Origin of the sequence: Bacillus sp. SA1-12 (assembly GCF_000981385.1) — a bacterium.
Lineage (GTDB): Bacteria > Bacillota > Bacilli > Bacillales > Bacillaceae > Metabacillus.
Genome location: NZ_LATZ01000011.1, coordinates 101,894 through 122,331, shown reverse-complemented (window position 1 = coordinate 122,331; position 20,438 = coordinate 101,894). Strand labels below are relative to the sequence as shown.

At 32.4% G+C, this 20,438-nt stretch carries 19 protein-coding genes, 1 pseudogene and 2 riboswitches; of the genes and pseudogenes, 8 read left to right on the top strand and 12 right to left on the bottom strand.

Features of this window, described 5'->3' with window-relative positions:
• Together WQ54_RS09715 and WQ54_RS09710 are read left to right on the top strand one after the other, a co-directional pair.
• Positions 1-1,092: pseudogene (locus WQ54_RS09715) on the top strand (group II intron reverse transcriptase/maturase); the annotation flags it as partial.
• A gap of 524 nt (positions 1,093-1,616) precedes the next feature.
• Positions 1,617-1,907, top strand: a complete 291-nt coding sequence (locus tag WQ54_RS09710) for a hypothetical protein (protein ID WP_046515570.1) — start codon at positions 1,617-1,619, stop codon at positions 1,905-1,907.
• A gap of 291 nt (positions 1,908-2,198) precedes the next feature.
• Here WQ54_RS09710 and WQ54_RS09705 read toward each other — a convergent pair whose 3' ends face one another.
• From WQ54_RS09705 to WQ54_RS09685, 4 genes are all read right to left on the bottom strand, one after another.
• Entirely contained in the window at positions 2,199-2,855 is a 657-nt protein-coding gene (locus WQ54_RS09705) for a TrkA family potassium uptake protein (RefSeq protein ID WP_046515568.1), read from the bottom strand.
• 27 nt (positions 2,856-2,882) lie between these two features.
• Positions 2,883-4,220: a TrkH family potassium uptake protein gene (locus tag WQ54_RS09700; protein WP_046515565.1), complete on the bottom strand. Its 1,338-nt coding sequence runs from the start codon at positions 4,218-4,220 to the stop codon at positions 2,883-2,885.
• 186 nt (positions 4,221-4,406) lie between these two features.
• A riboswitch (cyclic di-AMP (ydaO/yuaA leader) is annotated at positions 4,407-4,550 on the bottom strand.
• Positions 4,551-5,424: 874 nt separating this feature from the next.
• Positions 5,425-6,006, bottom strand: coding sequence for a YpmS family protein (locus WQ54_RS09690; protein ID WP_046515560.1), 582 nt, complete (start codon positions 6,004-6,006; stop codon positions 5,425-5,427).
• 337 nt (positions 6,007-6,343) lie between these two features.
• A complete protein-coding gene (locus WQ54_RS09685) occupies positions 6,344-6,712 on the bottom strand; it encodes a hypothetical protein (protein ID WP_046515557.1) in 369 nt (122 codons plus the stop codon).
• A 449-nt stretch (positions 6,713-7,161) separates the two neighbouring features.
• On the opposite strand from WQ54_RS09685, the gene WQ54_RS09680 reads away from it, so the two are divergent.
• Positions 7,162-7,716, top strand: coding sequence for a CBO0543 family protein (locus tag WQ54_RS09680; protein WP_156177849.1), 555 nt, complete (start codon positions 7,162-7,164; stop codon positions 7,714-7,716).
• Between the two features lie 27 nt (positions 7,717-7,743).
• Here the strand turns inward: WQ54_RS09680 and WQ54_RS31850 are convergent, their stop codons facing one another.
• The 3 genes from WQ54_RS31850 to WQ54_RS09665 form a co-directional block, all read right to left on the bottom strand.
• A complete protein-coding gene (locus WQ54_RS31850; protein ID WP_052737734.1) occupies positions 7,744-7,923 on the bottom strand; it encodes a hypothetical protein in 180 nt (59 codons plus the stop codon).
• A gap of 577 nt (positions 7,924-8,500) precedes the next feature.
• Positions 8,501-9,028, bottom strand: coding sequence for a YsnF/AvaK domain-containing protein (locus WQ54_RS09670; RefSeq protein WP_046515554.1), 528 nt, complete (start codon positions 9,026-9,028; stop codon positions 8,501-8,503).
• 79 nt (positions 9,029-9,107) lie between these two features.
• Positions 9,108-9,584 (bottom strand): YsnF/AvaK domain-containing protein, encoded by a 477-nt coding sequence (locus tag WQ54_RS09665; protein WP_046515551.1) that lies wholly within the window; start codon positions 9,582-9,584, stop codon positions 9,108-9,110.
• 358 nt (positions 9,585-9,942) lie between these two features.
• On the opposite strand from WQ54_RS09665, the gene WQ54_RS09660 reads away from it, so the two are divergent.
• Positions 9,943-10,473, top strand: coding sequence for a YhcN/YlaJ family sporulation lipoprotein (locus WQ54_RS09660; protein WP_046515548.1), 531 nt, complete (start codon positions 9,943-9,945; stop codon positions 10,471-10,473).
• 679 nt (positions 10,474-11,152) lie between these two features.
• Here the strand turns inward: WQ54_RS09660 and WQ54_RS35235 are convergent.
• On the bottom strand, positions 11,153-11,284 hold the full coding sequence (locus WQ54_RS35235) for a hypothetical protein (protein WP_269431559.1): 132 nt from the start codon (positions 11,282-11,284) through the stop codon (positions 11,153-11,155).
• Between the two features lie 179 nt (positions 11,285-11,463).
• Positions 11,464-11,592, bottom strand: a complete 129-nt coding sequence (sinI, locus tag WQ54_RS32530) for a DNA-binding anti-repressor SinI (RefSeq protein WP_084821929.1) — start codon at positions 11,590-11,592, stop codon at positions 11,464-11,466.
• Between the two features lie 28 nt (positions 11,593-11,620).
• Positions 11,621-11,704, bottom strand: a riboswitch (cyclic di-GMP riboswitch).
• Between the two features lie 560 nt (positions 11,705-12,264).
• Between sinI and WQ54_RS09655 the strand changes: the two genes are divergently transcribed.
• Together WQ54_RS09655 and WQ54_RS09645 are read left to right on the top strand one after the other, a co-directional pair.
• Positions 12,265-13,257: a DUF3231 family protein gene (locus WQ54_RS09655; protein ID WP_046515546.1), complete on the top strand. Its 993-nt coding sequence runs from the start codon at positions 12,265-12,267 to the stop codon at positions 13,255-13,257.
• 1,651 nt (positions 13,258-14,908) lie between these two features.
• Complete coding sequence (locus WQ54_RS09645) at positions 14,909-16,000, top strand: endospore germination permease (protein ID WP_046515544.1); 1,092 nt, start codon at positions 14,909-14,911, stop codon at positions 15,998-16,000.
• A 220-nt stretch (positions 16,001-16,220) separates the two neighbouring features.
• On the opposite strand, the gene WQ54_RS09640 is transcribed toward WQ54_RS09645, so the two are convergent.
• Complete coding sequence (locus WQ54_RS09640; protein WP_046515542.1) at positions 16,221-16,493, bottom strand: DUF3231 family protein; 273 nt, start codon at positions 16,491-16,493, stop codon at positions 16,221-16,223.
• Positions 16,494-17,052: 559 nt separating this feature from the next.
• Complete coding sequence (locus WQ54_RS09635) at positions 17,053-17,244, bottom strand: hypothetical protein (protein ID WP_046515539.1); 192 nt, start codon at positions 17,242-17,244, stop codon at positions 17,053-17,055.
• Between the two features lie 379 nt (positions 17,245-17,623).
• On the opposite strand from WQ54_RS09635, the gene WQ54_RS09630 reads away from it, so the two are divergent.
• Both WQ54_RS09630 and WQ54_RS09620 read left to right on the top strand, forming a co-directional pair.
• Entirely contained in the window at positions 17,624-18,118 is a 495-nt protein-coding gene (locus WQ54_RS09630; RefSeq protein ID WP_046515536.1) for a hypothetical protein, read from the top strand.
• Between the two features lie 307 nt (positions 18,119-18,425).
• Entirely contained in the window at positions 18,426-19,352 is a 927-nt protein-coding gene (locus tag WQ54_RS09620) for a shikimate dehydrogenase (RefSeq protein ID WP_046515530.1), read from the top strand.
• 331 nt (positions 19,353-19,683) lie between these two features.
• Here WQ54_RS09620 and WQ54_RS09615 read toward each other — a convergent pair whose 3' ends face one another.
• On the bottom strand, positions 19,684-20,196 hold the full coding sequence (locus WQ54_RS09615) for an undecaprenyl-diphosphatase (RefSeq protein WP_046515527.1): 513 nt from the start codon (positions 20,194-20,196) through the stop codon (positions 19,684-19,686).
• Positions 20,197-20,438 lie beyond the last annotated feature (242 nt).

Sequence of the window (20,438 nt, the reverse complement as noted above, 5' to 3'; positions counted from 1 at the left end):
TGGATAAGTAACCAATGGGAAACATTTAAAAGCAACCATCCATATAAACACAACGGAAGTAAAATACAAGCGCTCAAGAAATCTAATCTAAAAGAATGTTACATCGTAAGATACGCTGATGATCTTAAAGTTTTATGTCGTACACGCTCGCAAGCGATCAAAATGAACTACGCTTTAAAAGATTTTCTCTATACAAGATTACACCTTGATACAAGTGAAGAAAAATCAAATGTAATAAACCTAAAGAAAAATTCGTCAGAATTTCTTGGGTTTGCTTTCCGAGCTATTAAGAAAGGTAAGACAAGGATGGGCTATGTAGTTCAGTCCAATATGACGAAGAAAGCAAAGTCCAATGCGTTCATAAAAATCAAGGAATCTATTAAAGCCATTAAGAAAAAACCTTGTAAAGAAACAGTTTGGCATTTTAATACAGTTGTAATGGGAATTCAAAATTATTACTCTGCCGCCACTCAAATCACAAATAACTTAATTGAGTTGAACTCTTACCTCCAAAAGACGCTATATAATCGACTAAAGAACGTCAGAAAAGAAGCCAAATTTACTGACATGACTAGTACGTTACAGAAACGCTACAAAGGATACGACCCACAATACTATAAGATACAGGAAATGGTGTTTGTCCCGATTTATGCCCAACGGCATAAAACAAATCTATGTTTCTCGCAAGATACGTGTATTTATACTGCTAAAGGCAGAGAAAAAATACACCAAAGCCTAAAAGCGATTAACAAAAACGTATTAAGCTATGTCATGAAACACTTTATCCCAAATCGTACGATTGAGTATAACGATAATCGCATTAGCAAGTTCATTACCCAATACGGAAAATGTGCCGTTACAGAAAAAGAACTTGGCTTATCTGATTGGCACTGTCACCATAAAAATCCATACCATCTCTCAAAAGATGATAGATTCTCAAACTTGATAATTCTTCATGAAGATGTTCACCGACTTGTACATCTAAAAGACAGTGAGAAAATTAGAGATTTACTTAATACCTTACAGTTAAACAAAAAGCAAAAAGATAAGATCAATGAACTTCGAAAACAATGCAAAAATACTGCAATCTGATTTTGGAATAATAAATTTGCTTCATTAAATGCATAGAATTGAATGAATTGGATTAGTTAGGGCGCCGTATGCGATGAAAGTTGCACCTACGGTGCTAACAGGGGGAAAAGGGGGCGATAACGTCAAACCCTTACCTATCTGTCAGGAATAAGAGCACAAAGGAATCTTCGTTTGAAGATTCTTTTTTATTACCGATAATGCCTCATTATGTAATCTAGGTATTAGGGAGTAAAGTCTTATTAATAAAGTAAAGATTCAATTAGAGGAGACAACAATAAACTCTATATTAAATAAGTAATAATTAGACTTAGTTTAGCAAAATGCATGGTCCTATTGACCAGACAAGACACCAAGTCGTGATAATAGGACCATGCAAATTCTATTCTTGTTTAACTTATGCACCCTCTAGTTCAAGAAGATCTTTGACTAGTTTTTTTTAGAATTAGTTTCTTCTTTAAACTTCACATTTTAAATAAATTTCTCCAAATTAGGAAAGATAATAGGAAAAGAAAGGAGGGATATGTTTGTCTTATTTATACAACCTTTATAGTACTGATGAAGGGCATTTTGGAATAAGCCAATCTTATAATATTCAATGTGATCTACCACTACATAAGTTTCGTTCTATTATGATGGAGTTTCGTCGGAATGATGAATTAGGTAAGGATATAGAAGGATTCGTCAAATACATGCAAGAAACTTTTCCTAATTCCTTTAAGCTGTTTCATTTTGACGATACCGTTCAATTTGATGCAGACCAGGAGAACAGTATGATTCTTGCTAATCTGCTGGATGAAGTAGATCAAACAGTTTAATAATACTGTATGCCACAAACTTTTTCCAGTTCTACGTAGTAGCTATCACCGTTATGGAAATCCTTTTAAATTAACGAATGAAGACCTCCTATTGATAAGAAGGTCTTCTTTTTAAATAATCTGGACTTTATTGTATCCGAAAATAGCACTTCTCTTCTTGGAGAAATGCACCCTTTCGTATTATAAGGTCAGCCAGAAAATATTTCTGGTTGACATTTTTTTATATTGATATATCCGGCTTCAGTAATCAAATATCTACATAAAAAATATAGTATTAAAATCTGTTCATTGTTATTCAATACTTGAAAACTTGCCTAGATCATCTCTGCTGCCAATCACCACTAATAAATCTCCTTTATTGATATTATGATCTGGAGAAGGGGATATGATAATATCACCATCACTTACAATGGCAATAACACTGATATTATATTTGGCACGAATGTCAAGTTCCCTTAGACTTTTCTCAGCCATTTGTGAAGGAATCATGATTTCTTCAATATTGTATTCTTTTGATAATTCGATGTAATTAAGCATATTAGGTGATAAGAGTTGGTTAGCAACTCTTTCCCCCATATCCCTTTCAGGATAGATAATCCAATCGGCGCCTATGCGATCGAGAACCTTTCCATGACGTTTGCTTAAAGCTTTTGCGATAACTTTTTTTACACCTAGATCCTTAAGCAGCATAACTGTTAAAATACTGGCTTGCATATCGTTTCCAATTGCTACAATTACACAATCAAAGTTGCGAATCCCTAAAGAAGTTAGTGCTTTCTCTTCTGTGGAATCTGCTACAACAGCATGAGTTACATATAATTCAACATTTTCTACTCGTTCTTCATTCACATCGATTCCCAATACTTCTTGACCTGCTTCATTTAGTCTTCTAGCTATACTTGTGCCAAATCTACCGAGACCAATAACAGCATATTGTTTTATAGCCACATTAAATCACTCCTGAATGTTAATAAATTATCCAATCATAATGTTTCCTTTTGGATGATGAAAAGCTTCTGATCTACGTCTCTTGGTAATGGCAAAACCAAGAGTAAGAGGGCCTAATCTTCCTGCAAACATTGTTAAAATTATAATGATGCGACCGATAGGAGAAAGCTCTGGAGTTAATCCCATGGATAGACCAACAGTACCAAATGCAGAAGCAGCTTCAAAAAGATACATAATGAAATTTTGCCCCTTATCTGTAATACTCAATAAAAGGGTTACAAGAATAACAATGATTAAACCACTTATGGCAACAGTAAATGCTTTTAATATTGTTTCAATTACAATGCGTCGTTTAAATAAAACTACATCTTCTTTTCCTTTAATTTGGGACCAGAAAGTTGCCATTAAAACAGCAAATGTAGTAATTTTTATACCTCCAGCAGTAGAACCCGATCCAGCTCCAATAAACATTAGAAGGATTGTCAGGAATAAAGTAGAATGTGTTAAATCTGCAATTGGTAAAGTATTTGATCCAGCAGTTCTTGGAGTAACAGCATGGAACAAAGCACCTAAAAATTTTCCGAATTCAGATAAAGGACCTAAGGTTTTAGCATTTCCATACTCAAATAGGAAGATTAATATTGTAGAACCTACTGTTAAAATAAGTGTTGTAAACAATACTACTTTCGTATGTATAGACAGCCTTCGTGTTTCACGGTATTCATAAATTTCGTTCATTACGATAAAACCTAAACCGCCTAAAGTAATCATAGTACAAACTGTTAATACAACAATTGGATCATTAACATAAGGAGTTAAACTTCGATACTCCCCCATTAAATCAAAGCCGGCATTATTAAAATTTGAAATGGCATGAAAAAAGCCATAATAGATAGCCTTTCCGGTTGGCATATCAAAAGAAAAGCGAAATGATAAAATAAGACCTCCAATTATTTCAATTAGTGCAGTAAATACTAAGATTCGTTTTACTAATTTTACAATTCCAGCAAGGGAGATGTTATTAATTGCTTCCTTTAATAAAAGCCTTTCTTTTAGGGTGATTTTTTTCCCTAGTAAAAGGAATAAAAAAGTGGCAAATGTCATAAAACCTAATCCGCCAATTTGAATGAGTGTTAAAATCACCAGTTCACCAAATGTTGAAAATGTGTCACCGGTATCAACGACAACAAGACCTGTTACACATGTTGCGGATGTTGCTGTAAATAGGGCATTTAAAAAAGAGAGACCGTTTTTATCCTCCGTGGAAAGGGGAAGAGTTAATAAAAATGTACCTAGTAGAATGACAATTGCAAACCCTAATACAAGAATTTTTGGAGGATCAAGATTGATTTTTATTTTTTTCATTTGTTTTCTCCTTACTGCTTTATAAAAAAATTTATGCTCAATTTCTACTTTCTCCATTACTTAATCAAAAAAAACAGGGTTGTCTTCAAGGGTACTATTTTATTTAGGCATAATAAAAAGACCTCCATTTCTTTAAGGCAGCGATTTTGAATAGCAAAAAAGCCTCCTGAATAAAGGGGGTCTTAAAACCTCCTTCGCTTTAGCCGACGAAGTTAGCTGACGGGTAGGATGGCGAAAGAGTCTCTCATCCCTTCTGCAAAATGCAGAATTAACCCCAAAATAAGTGGGTCCTCCGTTCTCAGGTTTTCTGAGATTTGGCCGATATAAAGAATACAATTACTGATAATGATTCTACTCCTGTTTTGTATTTATTGTAAATCTTTAAATGAGACTAAAAATCCCCTAAAATAACTAAATACATTCAAATTAAAGCGATTATATAGTTAAATCACTTTGTATCACAATAATTCTTCTATATTTAAGTTGCAATAGTGTTTTGTAAAAAGAACGAAAAAGCTTGGTAAATGGTATAGGCTTATTCAATATGATAAACCTAAAATTAGCATCTAAAAGGTTCTTTATCTATAGCACTTGTTCTTAGTCTACCTAGAGATTTTACTTGGCGTTAAGACATTTTAATATTTTCCTCTTTGTATTTTTCCCATAATTATTTATGGTTATTATAAGTGGCAAGAGAATTTGTTCGATTCTAAGCCTGCAATAAAGTAATACTATGATTGTTATTTCGAGTGAACTTAAGTTTATAGCCCTTCATTGATATAAACCATGTCTGTTTCTTTAAACCATATTTTGCATTCATGACAACGTATTTTTATTAAGAAATGGTAAAATAATAGTGAACTTTAAAAATATTCTCCCAACAATTTTGTGAATATCATCTTTAGTGCTGGCTCCCAATATCGTTTAAATCCATGATATCCCCGAATGTAATAGTCATACTGCCAAAAAACCACATTTTCCAAAAAAAGGTCCGCTTTTTTCATCTGAATTTTTCTCAATTCAACTTTCATATCACGAACTTCTATTCTAATCTTTTTCAATGTTTCTTCAACTAGCTTAAAGTAGGGTTCATAGATCTTAAAGCAGACATTAGTTATTGTCTTAAGATCGCTTTCCAATAGCGTTTTTTATTTGAAAATCTTCCTTAATAATTTTCATGTGGCATTTCCACCTGTCCTTCAAGCTACCCTCTCTCCTTAGTGGATATTAAGGTAAATTGGATATCGTTTCTCTCTAAATTAAATTTTTTTAATTTTACACGTAAATCATTTTTCATTTTCAACTCTTGTAAAGCAATATATACAGATTCATCTTTTGCATTAATTTGTACCCAATCAGGAAGAGAATAATTGTTATTAACATATTTTAAAAATGTACGAACCGGAAGACTCAATTTGCCGACTGAAAGTGATTTCTGTTTCAGTAAAATATCCCCGTTTTCTTGAACTTCAGGCTCAAAATCCATGCTGATATCTAACTCATTTTCAAATGCTTTAATTGAACCGTATACTTCAACAAAATCCGTTAATCGGATTTCATAGTTTAAAGTATAGTTATTAAATTCTTTTTGTAAGTAGTTATTGATCAACACATTTAAATCTTCCTTTTCCGTTATAATGCCTAATAATTCTCTTTCTTCCCATATATCTTGTGATATAGAATACTCTCTTTCCCTTGATGGCATTAAAGCCATAATCGTTGCAACAATTAAAAAAAACACATTGATTATTAAAAGACTAAAAAATAACCATTTCCACTTTTTCATCCTAATAACTCCTAACTACTTTTCTGGTTTGATAACTCAAGAAAATTCATAAAAAACTAGATCGAACAAGATCATACAATCTTCGTTCGTGGTTATTATTACCATATAAAAGATCATTATGAGAATTTTTCTACTGCTTTTATAACAGTTAATCAAGTTACCTGATGATCATCATAATCAATATTTAGAAGTGAAAACGATTTAGTATGATTTGGAGCCCCCAAATCTCACGACATAAAAAACCTGAAAATCATTTTGATTTTCAGGTTTTTTTAAATTGAAATTTTATTAAGGGATTACTAAGAATAATCCCTTCTTGTGGAACAGTTCATCTGAATTACTCGTCTTTTCTGTCTTTATCGCCAATATCTTCTGGATCTTCAATTGGATCTTCTGGATCTGGCTCTCCATTTTCTTCATCCTCTTTTAACATGTTATCATTTTCATCAACACCAGGAATGTTTTCTTCACCTTCGATGATATCATTAGCGTCGTTGTCATTATTATTTGCACCGTTGCCATTATTTGCACCGTTGCCATTATTTGCGCCGTTGCCATTATTTGCGCCGTTGTCATTATTTGCGCCATTTTCATCAGCACCATTGTTATCCTCTGGAGGTGCCGGATCTGGATTTAAATCACATCCTACTGAAACCATTGCAGCTAATAATATACTTGTTAGCATGAGAAGCCATTTTTTATTCATGGTCATTCTCCTTTCTTAATTTATTTTTGACCTTAGGTCTTTGCTTATCGTTCCCCTTTTGGAAGAAATTATGAATAAACATTTCAAAAAATCCTTTAAGATAAACAAAAAAAAGATACCTCCCAATTAATTTCAGAAGGTATCTCCAAAAGGAAAAGAATCATGAACTTTTGGATTTCTCATGTCTTAATTAGTTTGTTCATTCACACATAAATATATTCCAATCTCTTGTGAATATTTACAGGGTTACTTTCCAAGCTTCTCCTCTATTCAAAATTCGTTAATCTAATAAATCTTTAAAGAGAAAAAAGCCGAACTTTGATCAAGCCAGCGCCATTTTCCTTCATATTAATGGAATAAGACTTAGATATTTAGGAGAGTTAGTTGAAGTCCTACAGGTATAGCCAAGCTGTTTGGAGGGGAATATTTATGGTGATAGAGGTGATTTTTTGAAAGACGGTCAAAAACAGCTTGAAATGCAACAACACATTATTGAGTTAAATCAGATGATGATTGAAGATTGGCAAAATAATTTTGTTTTTACAGGAGAATGGTGGATTTTATTGGGTTTAACAATAGTTCCTTGGTTTTTATGGTGGAAAATTTTAGATAAGAGGAGGATTTTAGAAATATTACTATTCGGATTATTTGTAATATTAACTACATCATTTCTTGATGTTCTTGGATGGAATTATTCAATGTGGTATTATCCCAATACTTTATTGGCGTTATGTACACCATTAGTCCCAATAAATTATTCTTTATTTCCATTCTTTTATATGTTAATCTTTCAATATTTCTCTGAATGGAAGTCGTTTATAGTAGCTTCTATTATATTATCGGCTATTTTTTCTTTTATTTTTGAACCCTTAAGCGAATGGATAAATTTCTATAAAGAACTAAAATGGAAACATATATACTCCTTTCCTATCTATATTTTATTAGGAATTTCAATAAAATTGTTAGTTGAAAAAATTACGATAGTTCACAAAAAGTTCACGTAATTATGAATTTAATAATAAATCAATATTTTAAAAATGGAAGTCCTTACTGTAGGGACTGCCTTTAAGCGTTTTATTTAATGTTGCTTGATGAATGGTTTGTTGTAGTTGTTGGAAAGTTTTTAGTTGTTGCTGAGCTTGTGAATTGAATTGGTTCATTTGTTGTATAAGTTGATTAGATTGTTGCTGACTTTTTTGTGGTGAATTCATATTATGTTGCCCACTTGATTCAAGTTGATTTAAAGCAGTTTGTATTGCTCCAAACTGGCTTTTTAATGGCAGTAGCTCTTCATCGATCTCTTCTTCTACCTTAGTAGCTCCTATGCTTTCGATCTTAGACTTTCTGTAGATTTAACTCTTTCTTTAATAACTTTTGTTTCTTTTTCCATAGCTAATTCTTCCTTGAATTGAATTTGTGTAAACAATTTAGTCTTGCCAACGGGGATCAACAAAGTTTACTTTTTATATTTATAATTTAAATTTCTAAATTAACCTAAAAGGATAAAGGAATTTAGGTAGAATAAGCAGTACAAAAGCTTCAAACGAAGATCCTTTTACATTGTATGTTGACTCAATTTGTATTCATGACCATTATTGGAGCTTCTTCAACAAGGATACGCTGCTTAGAGAAAGGCATATCTTTTTTCTTCTTGAACTAGGGGGCAGGTATGCGGTTGATTGAAATGATAATGCTGGTCAGACAATGGCGGTCTCGACGGTTACAGACAAGGAATAAGAGATATGTGGTAACGCCTTCCTCGCCACCACATTTAAGATGGAAAAAAGTTTAGTCATTTGTTTCAGATGATGGTTTTTTTATAACATCCGCATGACCAGCAACTTTAACGTGAGCTATTTCTTTTTTTACCTTTTTCTTTATTTGTTTCATTTCTCCTATTTGACGTTTTGTAACCGATACTTCATTCACTTGCACAGGGTGTTTGTTTATTTCAACTTCTTCTTCTTTTAGAGGAATTCGAAGTTCCTCCTCGTTTCCTACTTCTATTACCATTTCTTCACGTTTAATCGGAACGGTGAACGTTTTTTGTTCTTCAACGACTTCTTTATGAATCTTTACCTCACCCGTTTGTACTCGTTCTTTTTTTATGTCCAGTTGCTCTTCTCGTAATTGAATTGTTTGTTCTTTATTTTCATTAGTTTTTTCAGAGAGTACGTCGATGTTCCTTCTTGTATTTATTGTATAAATAATGCCACCAACAATTGCTCCTATAACAAGTCCTAATATGATCGTAAAACCTGTAACCCATCCAATTATGCTACCAATTATTGCACCAATAGTAATATACTTTCCCATAGAATCTCCTGAATTTATTTTTTATGTAAAGAGGATGGAAAGAAACCTACTTAACTTTTAGTTAAGTAGGTGGGAACAACTAGTCCTCTTTGATAATATCTGTATTACCATGCGATTCAATATCTGCAACTTCTTTACGGAGTACGTCCCGTACTTGTTCTGTTTCCTGAACCGAACGTTTATGAGCAGAGACCTCACCAGTTACGACCGTATGCTTTTCTACATCAATTCTTTCAGCAGTTACTGGAATGTGAACCGTTTCTTCTTCTGTAATTGGTTCATCTGTTGGTACGTGATCAATGGCTCTTTGTTCAATGATGACTTGATCATGTGAAACAGGGACATTAACTGTCTGTTCTTCTTCAATAATGTCCTTATGAAGCGCTACATCACCTGTCTCTACCCGATGTTTGTCGATGTCCAATTCTTCCTCACGAAGTTTAAGATGTGCGTCTTCAGCTGCAAATTCTGTATCAGCAGTGCGATCTACTTCACGTACCTTTTTTCGAGTTTCCTTTTGAGTTTCTTCATCGTTAAATAAATCAAAAAAGCCCATGTTGAAAACCTCCTGAGGGATGTGTTTGGATCGTACAAATAGTAATGTTTCCTGTGTGATTAAAAATATGTACTTACATTTTGCACCAGTTTCTAAATAGGGTTTGCTAAACAATTTGGTGTATTTTACATTCAAATTTTTATTAGAGATTCATTATGAACAAACTATAAAAAATGTTAGTTGAAGAAGAAATGGTAAATTTATCTTATAGTTATTATTGAAATGAAAAGTAATGCCTTGAGATATGGAATGGGAATTATTATCGTAATGTTGTTTTTTAAAAATTATATCTATGTGATGAATAATAATTTTCATAAAGATCACTTTAACTATGAATTAAATCAAAGGAGGAATCGTTATGAAATTAATAAAAAGATCACTATTCTTATTAGTAATTTGTGGACTTTTTACTGGCTGTGGTGTTGGTCAAGGAAATCAAACTAATCAGGGGAATGAAAATAAAGGCCCTGATACTCAAAATCAAGCTAATCAAGGAAATGGAAATGATATGCAAGCTCAAAATGTTAATTATAACAATGGGAATAACAATCAACCACGTATGGAAGTTGCTGATGAGGCAGCAGATAAAGTAAATGAATTAGAGGAAGTCAATCAAGCATATGTTATTGTTACTAATAGAAATGCCTATGTAGCTGTTGTGTTAGATGAACAGCTAAAAGGAGAAATTAGAAGAGAAGTTGAGAATAAAATCTCTGATAAAGTTAAATCAACAGATCCTAATATAGAAAATGTGTTTGTTTCAACAAACCCAGACTTTGTAGATCGTATGACTGACTATGGAGATAAAATTCAAGATGGAAGACCAGTACAGGGGTTATTTGAAGAATTCACTGAAATGACTCAAAGAATCTTTCCTAATGCTCGTTAAATTAAAACTAATTTCCTCAAGTTTAAGCACAGGTACAAGTCAATTTTGTTTCGTGAGTAGAAAATCTCATTGTGATTGAAACCTCTTTATGGCAAAATCATTCTTGAATAGCTTTGACTGCTAAATCCTCTAAAAAGCTGCAGGGGAATGTCATAGATCATGGAAAGCGATGTTCTTCAGATTGCATGGTTTTACAATTCTGCTCCAAACTTGACTAATTGATGAAGAAGAGTAGGGTGGCCATTAGTATTTCAAACAGAAGATTTACAAGTTCCACTTACTAGTTCTAACTCATCCCTGAATTGTATTATTTCCTTTTCCTATCTTTGAGATCATTAAGAGTTCTTTCCTTGTAAGAGGATCAAATGTATCCGTTCTTTCCTAGACAGTTTGTGATAAACCAATTAAATGGAAAAAAGCACCGTTCTAGCTCGAACGGTGCTTATTAATGTTTATTGACGTTTGTTATAAATATATAGTCTCACTATTTTCTAAAACTCAATAAAATACTCAATAATAAAATAAATAACAAGTAGAGACACAAAAAATAATAGTCCATTTATTTTACGTCGGCCGAACTTACCGATGATTTTTGATAGTTTTGGTTCTAGATACCATAAGCCGATAATGAAAAACATGATAGCACTTACACGTATAATGAAGTTCGTACTATTATGTGTTAATTCTTTGAGGTGTTGATTTTAGATAATATTTCTATGATTTCTGAGGCAGGAATACCAGATTCTAGAGCGTGGAAAATAAGATTCATCCATTCATTGTCTAAATTTTTTATATTCAAGTTTTCATTCAATTAAATCCTCTCCTAAAAGGTTATTTTAATTACTCTTATTATTGGTGCTGCTGTGAGGAAAAAAAGATAAAATTAATGAACTTTGCGAAATCTTAAAGCGGGAACTATGACGTAATAGTCTCAAATGATGACAGAAAGCGGTCTTCCCGAAAAAGAGTGGAAAAAGAAAAAAAGACCTATTAAGGTCTGAATTCTTGGTTAAAGAATTCTATTATTTCTTCAACTGTAACACCCACTTCAAGGGCATGTAATAATATGTCAATCCATTCTTTGTCTAAACCCATTTCGTCAATTAATGCTCTTAACACTGTTGACCTCCTAAAATATTTTCATATTTTAGGCAGCTCAGCCATCTTAGTTTAAAACCTTAGATCTGTAGCTTTGCGTCCCAATTTTTCAAAAGGTTTGCCTTTTTCTAAATAGATTATTACTAATTTAAATAGTACAATATCCAATAAAATTAAAAAATGGTATTATTGTAACATTTTTCTATAAATGGTTATTTGGAATCTAAACAGGATAAGGAACATTTGGATAAAAACAACCTGACGTTTTAAAAGGTATCGATACCTATTAATGATAGGATTAATTTTACAGCTGCTAAAACAACAAGAATCCCTAAAAAATACTTCATAAAAAACCTCCAATCATATTTAAAGATCTATAAATGTTTCATATAAGAAAAATTTCCCTCTAAACAAATAATTCGATAGAGATGGGTCTTTTTGAGGTTAAAGGAATTAAAAATAGACCCAGGGGAAAGACACTAGAGGTTGATGTAATGGAACCTAAAGAGAGTTTTGCCATTGTTCTCTGCGAAGGTAAAGTTAAATAACAAAAATTCCTTCCATGGTGAAACAAAAATAATCACTCCTCAAGGTAAGGTGAAACAACGAAAATAATATAGGTGTAATAATTTATTGCCTAAGGAAAAATACTAAGGAAAATTAAGTAGGGAGACACCTTAATGGAGACGATTAATCCAAATAATTCAAATAAAACCAAAGGAAAAATTAACTGCAGCCGAAATGGGTAAACTTTGGGCAACATATCTGGGAAACAGTATGTCAACATGTGTGTTAAACTACTATCTTCAACATGTTGAGGACAAAGATATTAAAGATTTATTAAAAAATGCATTAACATTATGTAATGAATTTATTTTGACAATCGAAGAAATTTTTACAAAAGAAAATTTTCCAATACCTGATGGTTTTACAGAAAAGGATGTAAATATTGATGCACCTCGGTTATTTGAAGATGATTTCTATGTTCATCATTTAAAATATCTTGCAAAAGCTGGAATGAGCATTTATAGTGTAGGATCACCTTTAATGTATAGAAAAGATGTTAAGGATTTTTTTATTTACTGCCTAGATTCCACTAATCGTTTGATGGAACAAATTAAGGAAATATTAATGAGTAAAGGTTTGATCATAAAACCGCATATTATTCCAATACCGGAGAAAGTGGAATATGTTCATGAAAATTTTTTAAATGGATTCTTTGGTGATGTACGGCCATTACACGCTTTAGAAATCACCCATTTATATGATAATATTGAAAATAATGTAACTAGTAATGCCATTATTATGGCATTTGCTCAAGTCGTAAGAGATAGTAATATTAGAAAATTGTTTAATAAAGGCAGAGAACTTACCACTGAGAATGTTGAAAGGTATATCGAATTGCTACATAAAAATAATTTACCGTCCCCATCTACATTAGATCATTTAGTTTCCAATTCAACATTCTCACCATTTTCAGATAAGTTAATGCTATTTCATAAAATGGACATGTTCTCAATGAAGATCAGAGCATTTGGAAATTCAGTAGCTGTTAACGGAAGACATGACTTAGCTATGAACTATTCAAAATCTCTAATAAAAATATCTTCTTTTGTTGAAGATGCTTCAAAGATTATGATTGGGAAAGGGTGGTTTCAACGACCGCCATTAGCAAAAGATAGATAATAACCTGGATCTGTACCATTAATAATGTAATTTTTGTTTCTACTAGTGGCTGACTACTTTTACAATGGCATTTTTAATAAATATAAACTTAGTAAAAATCAAGCAATACTTTGCCTTATAAGGGACTTGCACAGGCTTCTAAGGTACTGCAACACAAAGCCCTTCCTAATGGAGGGGCTTAACTGATTTATGAACACAACTGTTATTTTGTTTCCTTTTTCCTTACATCAACCTCATAAATATTCCTTTATCATTTCTGTCTCAGGTACAATCAGGATCACAAGGATCATGCTTAAACGTATTTAACCATTACCATAGGTTAACAACTAATTGTTATTAAGTTTATTTAAATCAAAGATAACAATGAGTTTCTTTCTAATGAAAAAATGAATGTAATTATCATCTTTAACGTTATATCTGCCTTATTTACGTAATCAAATTAATTTTGCATAAAAAATAACCAACTTTAAAGCTTGTTAATTTCTTAAACTTCAAGAAATAAACTCACCATTAAAAAATCTGGTTTATGTAAACATTAATATTGAGTTGAATGAAAATAACCGCATTTTAGACAGAATACGGAACCAGAAACATAATTAATTAAATACGGTCTATCTTTATTACACTGAGGACAAAATTTTAAAATAGTTTGAGTATTATTTTCAATTGTTTTATGCATGTAATCTCCCCCTTTAAATAAAATTAACATTATTATATGTATGGGAAATAAAGGAAATGATGATAAAAAGTTAAAATACATAATAAAGGAAGAAGCAGGTCAGGAGCTTATGCCATCATTTGTGAAGTAGTTATATATACTCCACATTTTTTATTTTTTACTATACTGGATTATGCACTCATATTTACTTTACTTCGTGTTTAAATACAGTATCTTGCCATTTTTGATAGAGATAAATAATGACTGCTATGAAAAGCATTAAAAAGAAAAGCCTTAATGAATGAATGTTATTTACTTCATAAATCCCACTCCACAAGAATATAGGATGAATGACAAATGCTTGAAATAGATCAAATATGATATTGAGTATCATATAAAAAATGAAGCTTGGATAGGAAAGATAAAAAATTAGAACCGTCCCTACGAGAAAGGCACATACACAAAAGGTGTTATGGTTGTTAAGAAAAAGATTTAAGATTGAACCTGCGCTTTCTTCCGAAGTTCTTGATGATATGTATAAGGAGATTGGTATTACCAAAATCGTAACAAATGCTGTGAAGAATGAGATTTCAGTGAATATCCTCAGATCTTTCCTTTTCAAAAAATTCACCTCGTTTTACAAAAATTTTTATCACCAGTTAAACAGTATAAAAAGGATCTTCAAGTGTACTGATTGAGTATCCTTTTACATACCGGTATCCTCGTTTTGGTTTACGGAATAAGTATTCATGTTTTTTTCGGATGCAGTTTTATTTAATACGAATCAATTCATTAATAGATAGATTTTAAATAATGGAAGGATATCTTTTCAAAAAAAGTAAATAATAATTTGGAAAAATAATAGGTGTTTAAGATATGATATTTGATTTAATATAGGAATTATTTTGTATTTTATATGTTATTCGTTTTATGAACACAAGACAAGCTAGCTAATATAACAAAAGCAGAAAGTGCACTATTTCAGGTGATTTAATGAATAAAGTAAAAATAGGGAATATACAAATGTTTTATATAATGGTTGGATACGTATTAGGGACAGCCATTATTTTAGGTTTAGGGTTAAAAGTAAAACAGGATGCATGGATATTTATATTGATTGGTACGTTAGGAGGTATGTTCTTAATGACCATTTATACGAAATTATCAGCATTTTATCCTAATGATTCATTGGTTCAGATGATGCCTAAAATAATTGGAAAGTTTCTTTCATATCCTATCATTTTCCTTTATATATTTCATTTTACATATTCTGCAGCAAGGGCATGCAGAGAATTAGGAGACCTTCTTGCATCTACAATTTTAGTAGAAACCCCTCAAATTGTTATAATCGGGAGTTTCATGGTGTTAATCATTTATTGTCTAAGGGGTGGAATTGAACCTTTTTTTCGAATGGGAGAAGTAGTATTTCCTGTATATATTTTTGCTCTTATTCTGATCTGGATTCTTTTGCTTAGTGTTAAAGGAAATGATGTTACAAATTTAACTCCTATATTAGCAAATGGTGTGAACCCAGTATTGAAAGAGGCGGTTCCTGCTGCTATTAATTTTCCATTTGGAGAAACAATTGTTTTCATGATGTTTTTTCCATTTTTAAATGATAAGTACAAACTGAAAAAAATAGGAATTTTTGCCGTATTATTTGGGGGCATTCTCTTAACAGTTAATTCTATTATGATCATTTTGGTATTGGGACCAGAAATATATAGTCAAAACATTTTTGCTTTTCTTACAGCTACTAGAATGGTTTCAATTGCAGATTTTCTTGAACGTTTTGATGTACTTGTTATTCTGATGATGGTAGCTGGAGTGTTTTTTAAAACAGGAGGGTTTATGTTCGGTGCTGCTATTGGGATAGCTAATGTCTTTAACTTAAAACAAACGCGTTCAGTCATACTTGGACTTGGGACAATTATCACTTCTTTATCCCTTTTAAGTGCGACTAGTTATATGGAACATTTAAATATTGGTTCTATGTTTTTTGTTCCATATGTCCATACCTTTTTACAAATAATTGTTCCGATTTTGTTGCTTTGCATTGCATTTATTCGCAAAAGATTCAATTAGTAATCCTCAAGGACATGAAAGAAATTACTTGGAAGTAAATTTAGGTCTTTCTCTTTTTTACTAATTCGCTAAAAGAAACTGTTGCTTTACTTCAATAAGGAAGTGGAGCTTTTTCTAGTCAATTTTGAACAGATTCAATAAACATAACATCAAATATATAGAACACTGGAACCTCTATATGAACCTATTTGTTTGTAAACCAAATGGAAGCTGTATCTTTTCATTTGTAAACATGTCGGTAAGATTGGGAGATGCCTTTACCACATTGTTCTAATCCTTTGTCAAATCTTCTTCGGTTAGGCGCAAATGGTGGCTGTTCTAACCACTCATGTGAAATCATAATATTTGCATCATCCTCGGAATACTTCAGAGTTTCAGCCATTAAACGGGAATAATCTATCATCATATCTGTTATTTTCAGATATAGATACCCCGTAGTTTCCAATTCGGTTGAGTCAGTAACATCTATGTCATACGACATAGGTACAGGCAATGACCCCATCTCCAAATAACTGCCAAGGATGGGCAATATAGTTACATATAAAGAAAGTGAGAAAAGATGACCTCTGAACAGAGAGCATTTTCTCAGTCAACTTTTAGCCTTTTTAAAAATGTCCTTTACAAAGGGTACACTTTATAATGTGGAACCTTTTTTTATTTTCAAAACAACCGTCTACCGAGTGACAAGATTCTGAAGATCATTTATTTATGAATGGAGTTACAGAAGGGAGGAAAAGTCTTACTAATGTTGTTGATTTTTTATGGAGTATGATTCTTGAATAGATAAAATCAGTAAGTTTGAAATCTCAATTGTGATTTGTACTATAAAGAAATTACTCTTTGTTGCGTATTATCTGACGCAGAAGGTTTTGCTGCTCTTTAAAGGAGATTGATTTCAGTTTGTTTGCGTAGTGGATCAAATATTAGGTTTTTTAAATATGAGCTAAGATTAGGCAAATTCTTACTACTAGTATTGATCATGCTACAAGAGGATTTTCATTAGAAGATCCTTTTCGATGCCGCCATTACCTTATTATCCAACTCCATTTATTTTAATTAATAACATTCTGATTAAGAAGTTTTTTTAACATTTCAAATTGTGCTTGCCGATTTGAATCATTTAAGACACCAGCTGAAAATCCCGTATCAAATGCCCACAAAGCAATACGAATCGTCTGTTCAGAAATGCCGTAATTTCTCATTGATTGTTCGTAACAATTTTTTGCCTCATCTCTAAAAGTCATTAATGTCACCTCACATTTAATGATACAAGGGTGACATAGAAAGCGCTATGTATACAAGACTATTTTCATTTTAAATGTGCCATTTATCAATATAGATATCTAACGATTGTATGATTTTTGCTTGAAAGGCCATACATTTGAGAATGAAAATAAAGAAGCTAAAGCAGAAAAAGATGCCATAGTACGTTATAAATCACTTTAGATATAATACCGTACAATTTCGCTTTGGATATATAAGTGGATGGAGCCATTATCATACTTTCATGAAACAGTTTGGCGGGGATATTGTAAAATATAGTTATCCCAGCGAAGGAAACAGAAGCATTGATTGTCTTATGTAGATGTCATTCAAAAGGTTAACATAAAAGGAGGCAGTAACGTGAAAACGTGTCCTTATTGTGGAAGTGAAGTTGAACCATATGGCGATAAATTTTCTTGTCTTTATTGTGAATTGATTTTAGATAAGAAAGATGTGCAACAGAACGGGAAACGGAAGGACTGTCTCCCAGCTTCTCAGCCCTCTTATAAAGACTTATATCGAACCACGACTGAATTAATGACCATGAATACGATTGAGTTGTTGTATCTTTTAAAATTTGCAAGAGCAGAGCGAGGTTCCATTTATAGCCAGCGTAAATTATTTCTCCAAGCAATGAAGGAAGGTGCCTCTGGTTATGAAGAGGCTGAGAAGTATACGTTTAAAGAGTATGAATTCTGGACACGTAAATGTTTTGTATTAGAAAATCTTATCCGTGAACGAATCAGTTATATACCTCAAAAATTAACAGAATCATATATTCAAAATTTTGCTGGCAGAATGTTAAATTCATCAAAGAAAGATATGTCTATAAAGCAGCCGAAATGCCTAAAGTGAAGCCCCTTAAAATGTTTGCTGAGGGATTTAAAAGGAAAGTGGCAGCCGACAGGCTAAATTGTGTCTTCATAGGGTGGTTTGATCGAACATATTGCTCTTTACATAAAACACGAGGATGGACGCATTGGAAAGTTAAGTGTGCGATGCTTCAATCAGAAAGAATTGTTCTCTTCGAAGAAGGAATAGCAGAAGATACCATTGAATTTAGTTTTGATAGAGGAATTGAAGGAAAGAAGCGGCTGTTAATCGAAAGAAGATGGCCATCTTTATTTCTGTTGCATTTAAATTATAAAAATAAATATTTTATATACATAAAGGAGTTCCCTGGAGTGATAAACATAGAAAAAACCTAGCAAAAATTGACGGGAAAACAAAATTAGTCGGATTGCTGGCTACACCAATCGGACACAGTCTTTCACCGCAAATGCATAATTTAGGATACACATTAAAAGGTTTGAATTATACTTACCTTGCATTTGAAGTCGGTAATGAGACACTTAAGGAAGCAGTAGAAGGATTAAAAGCAATAGGGGCTGCAGGATTCAACGTATCGATGCCAAATAAAATTGAAATCATCAAATATCTTGATGAACTGGATGATAGTGCGAAATATGCTGGAGCAAGTAACACAGTAGTCAATCGAGATGGCAAGCTCATTGGCTACAACACAGATGGTTTAGGCTATGTGAAAAACCTTAATGAGCATGGAGTTGAATTAAAAGGTCAAAAGGTGACATTAGTTGGTTCAGGTGGTGCAGCAACAATAATGGCGATTCAATTAGCACAATTAGGCGTTCGGGAGATCAGCATCTTTGCTCGTAATGATCCATACTTTTATCAAGCAATCCAAAACGCAAACTATATCAATCATGAGTTAAAAGCTTTTGAGGTAAAAGCAAACATCTTCCCGTTAGAGGATAAAAAAACATTCCGTAAAGAAGTGGCTGAAAGTGCAGTCCTTGCAAATGGAACAAGTTTAGGAATGAAACCATTTGATCACTTGAGTATTGTCGATGATATGTTAGATGTGTTACGCAAAGACTTGGTCGTGACGGACGTAGTATACAACCCTAAAAAGACGAAATTATTGGCACAAGCTGAAGAAGCTGGCGCAATACCAATCAGTGGTTTAGGCATGATGCTATGGCAAGGAGCTCTGGGATTTAAATTATTCACTGGCGAGGATATGCCAATAGAAGAAATTAAAAAAATAATGTTCGGTGAAAACGTTTAATTGTTAAGAGTAAGTAAAGATATGAAGGAATGTAATCTTTTTATCAAAGGGAGGGTTGCTGTAGAAAATCAAATCAACAAATTATGAGCTTAACTCAACCTGTACTTATGAATCTCAAAATTGAAACAGAATTCTATGTAAGGAAAAATAAATTAGTGGATGAAGATGAACTTGAAAAATTGGGGGAAATCTTCACAACCTAAAAATGTTTTGTTTTTATTAAGGTTTTGGCAGAAGAAACAATAGAAGGTAGTACAGCTATCTATGGTGGAAACTTAATCCCGTCCAAAACTTCATACATTATTCACTCAGAGGGATTTTCCTTCATCCCTCACTGAGTGTTAGTTGAATATTCACCAGCTGCTTTATCTAATAGGATGCTGGTCATGGTGCCGATAAATGCACTACCGATAATATCAAATGGATAATGATGTCCTACCCAAATACGGGAGAAGCCTGTCAATACTGATATTACCCACATGATTGAACCAAGGACGCGGTCATAAAGAAAAATAGATGTAGAAATTGCAAACACAAGCAAGGTATGTTTACTTGGAAATGTAGAATCCATTTTTGAAGGAATAAGTATGCCGACTCGACGTTTCACAAAGGGACGTGGTTTAAAATAAAACAATTTAATTAAGGTGTGAATAAACAAAGTAACACCCATAGATTTCGTTGCTTTACAAGTAACTCTTTTATAAGAATCATTCTTAAACCACATAAAAATCAACACGAAAATAAACACATAACGAATCTTATTTGAAATCAATATCATCAGCAAATCAATTGGAGAACAACGTCCAGAAAGCTGAGTGATTAGCTTAAATACTTTACTGTTCATAAAGATTATCTCCTAACATTATGGATACAAATAAAATTCCCAACTAAGCAAGAAATATGTATAAATCCTAAAGAAGAGAATTCTCTGTACCTGTTATAACATTAAGTAGACTATTTGGTTAACTTGAATTTTATTCTCAAAAATTATTCGTTACTAAGGAAGTTGATACTGATTAATGGTATGAAGGTAAAAGAGTAGATGAAGGCGGTTTGAGTAGGATATCTGTCAAAATCTACAATCTG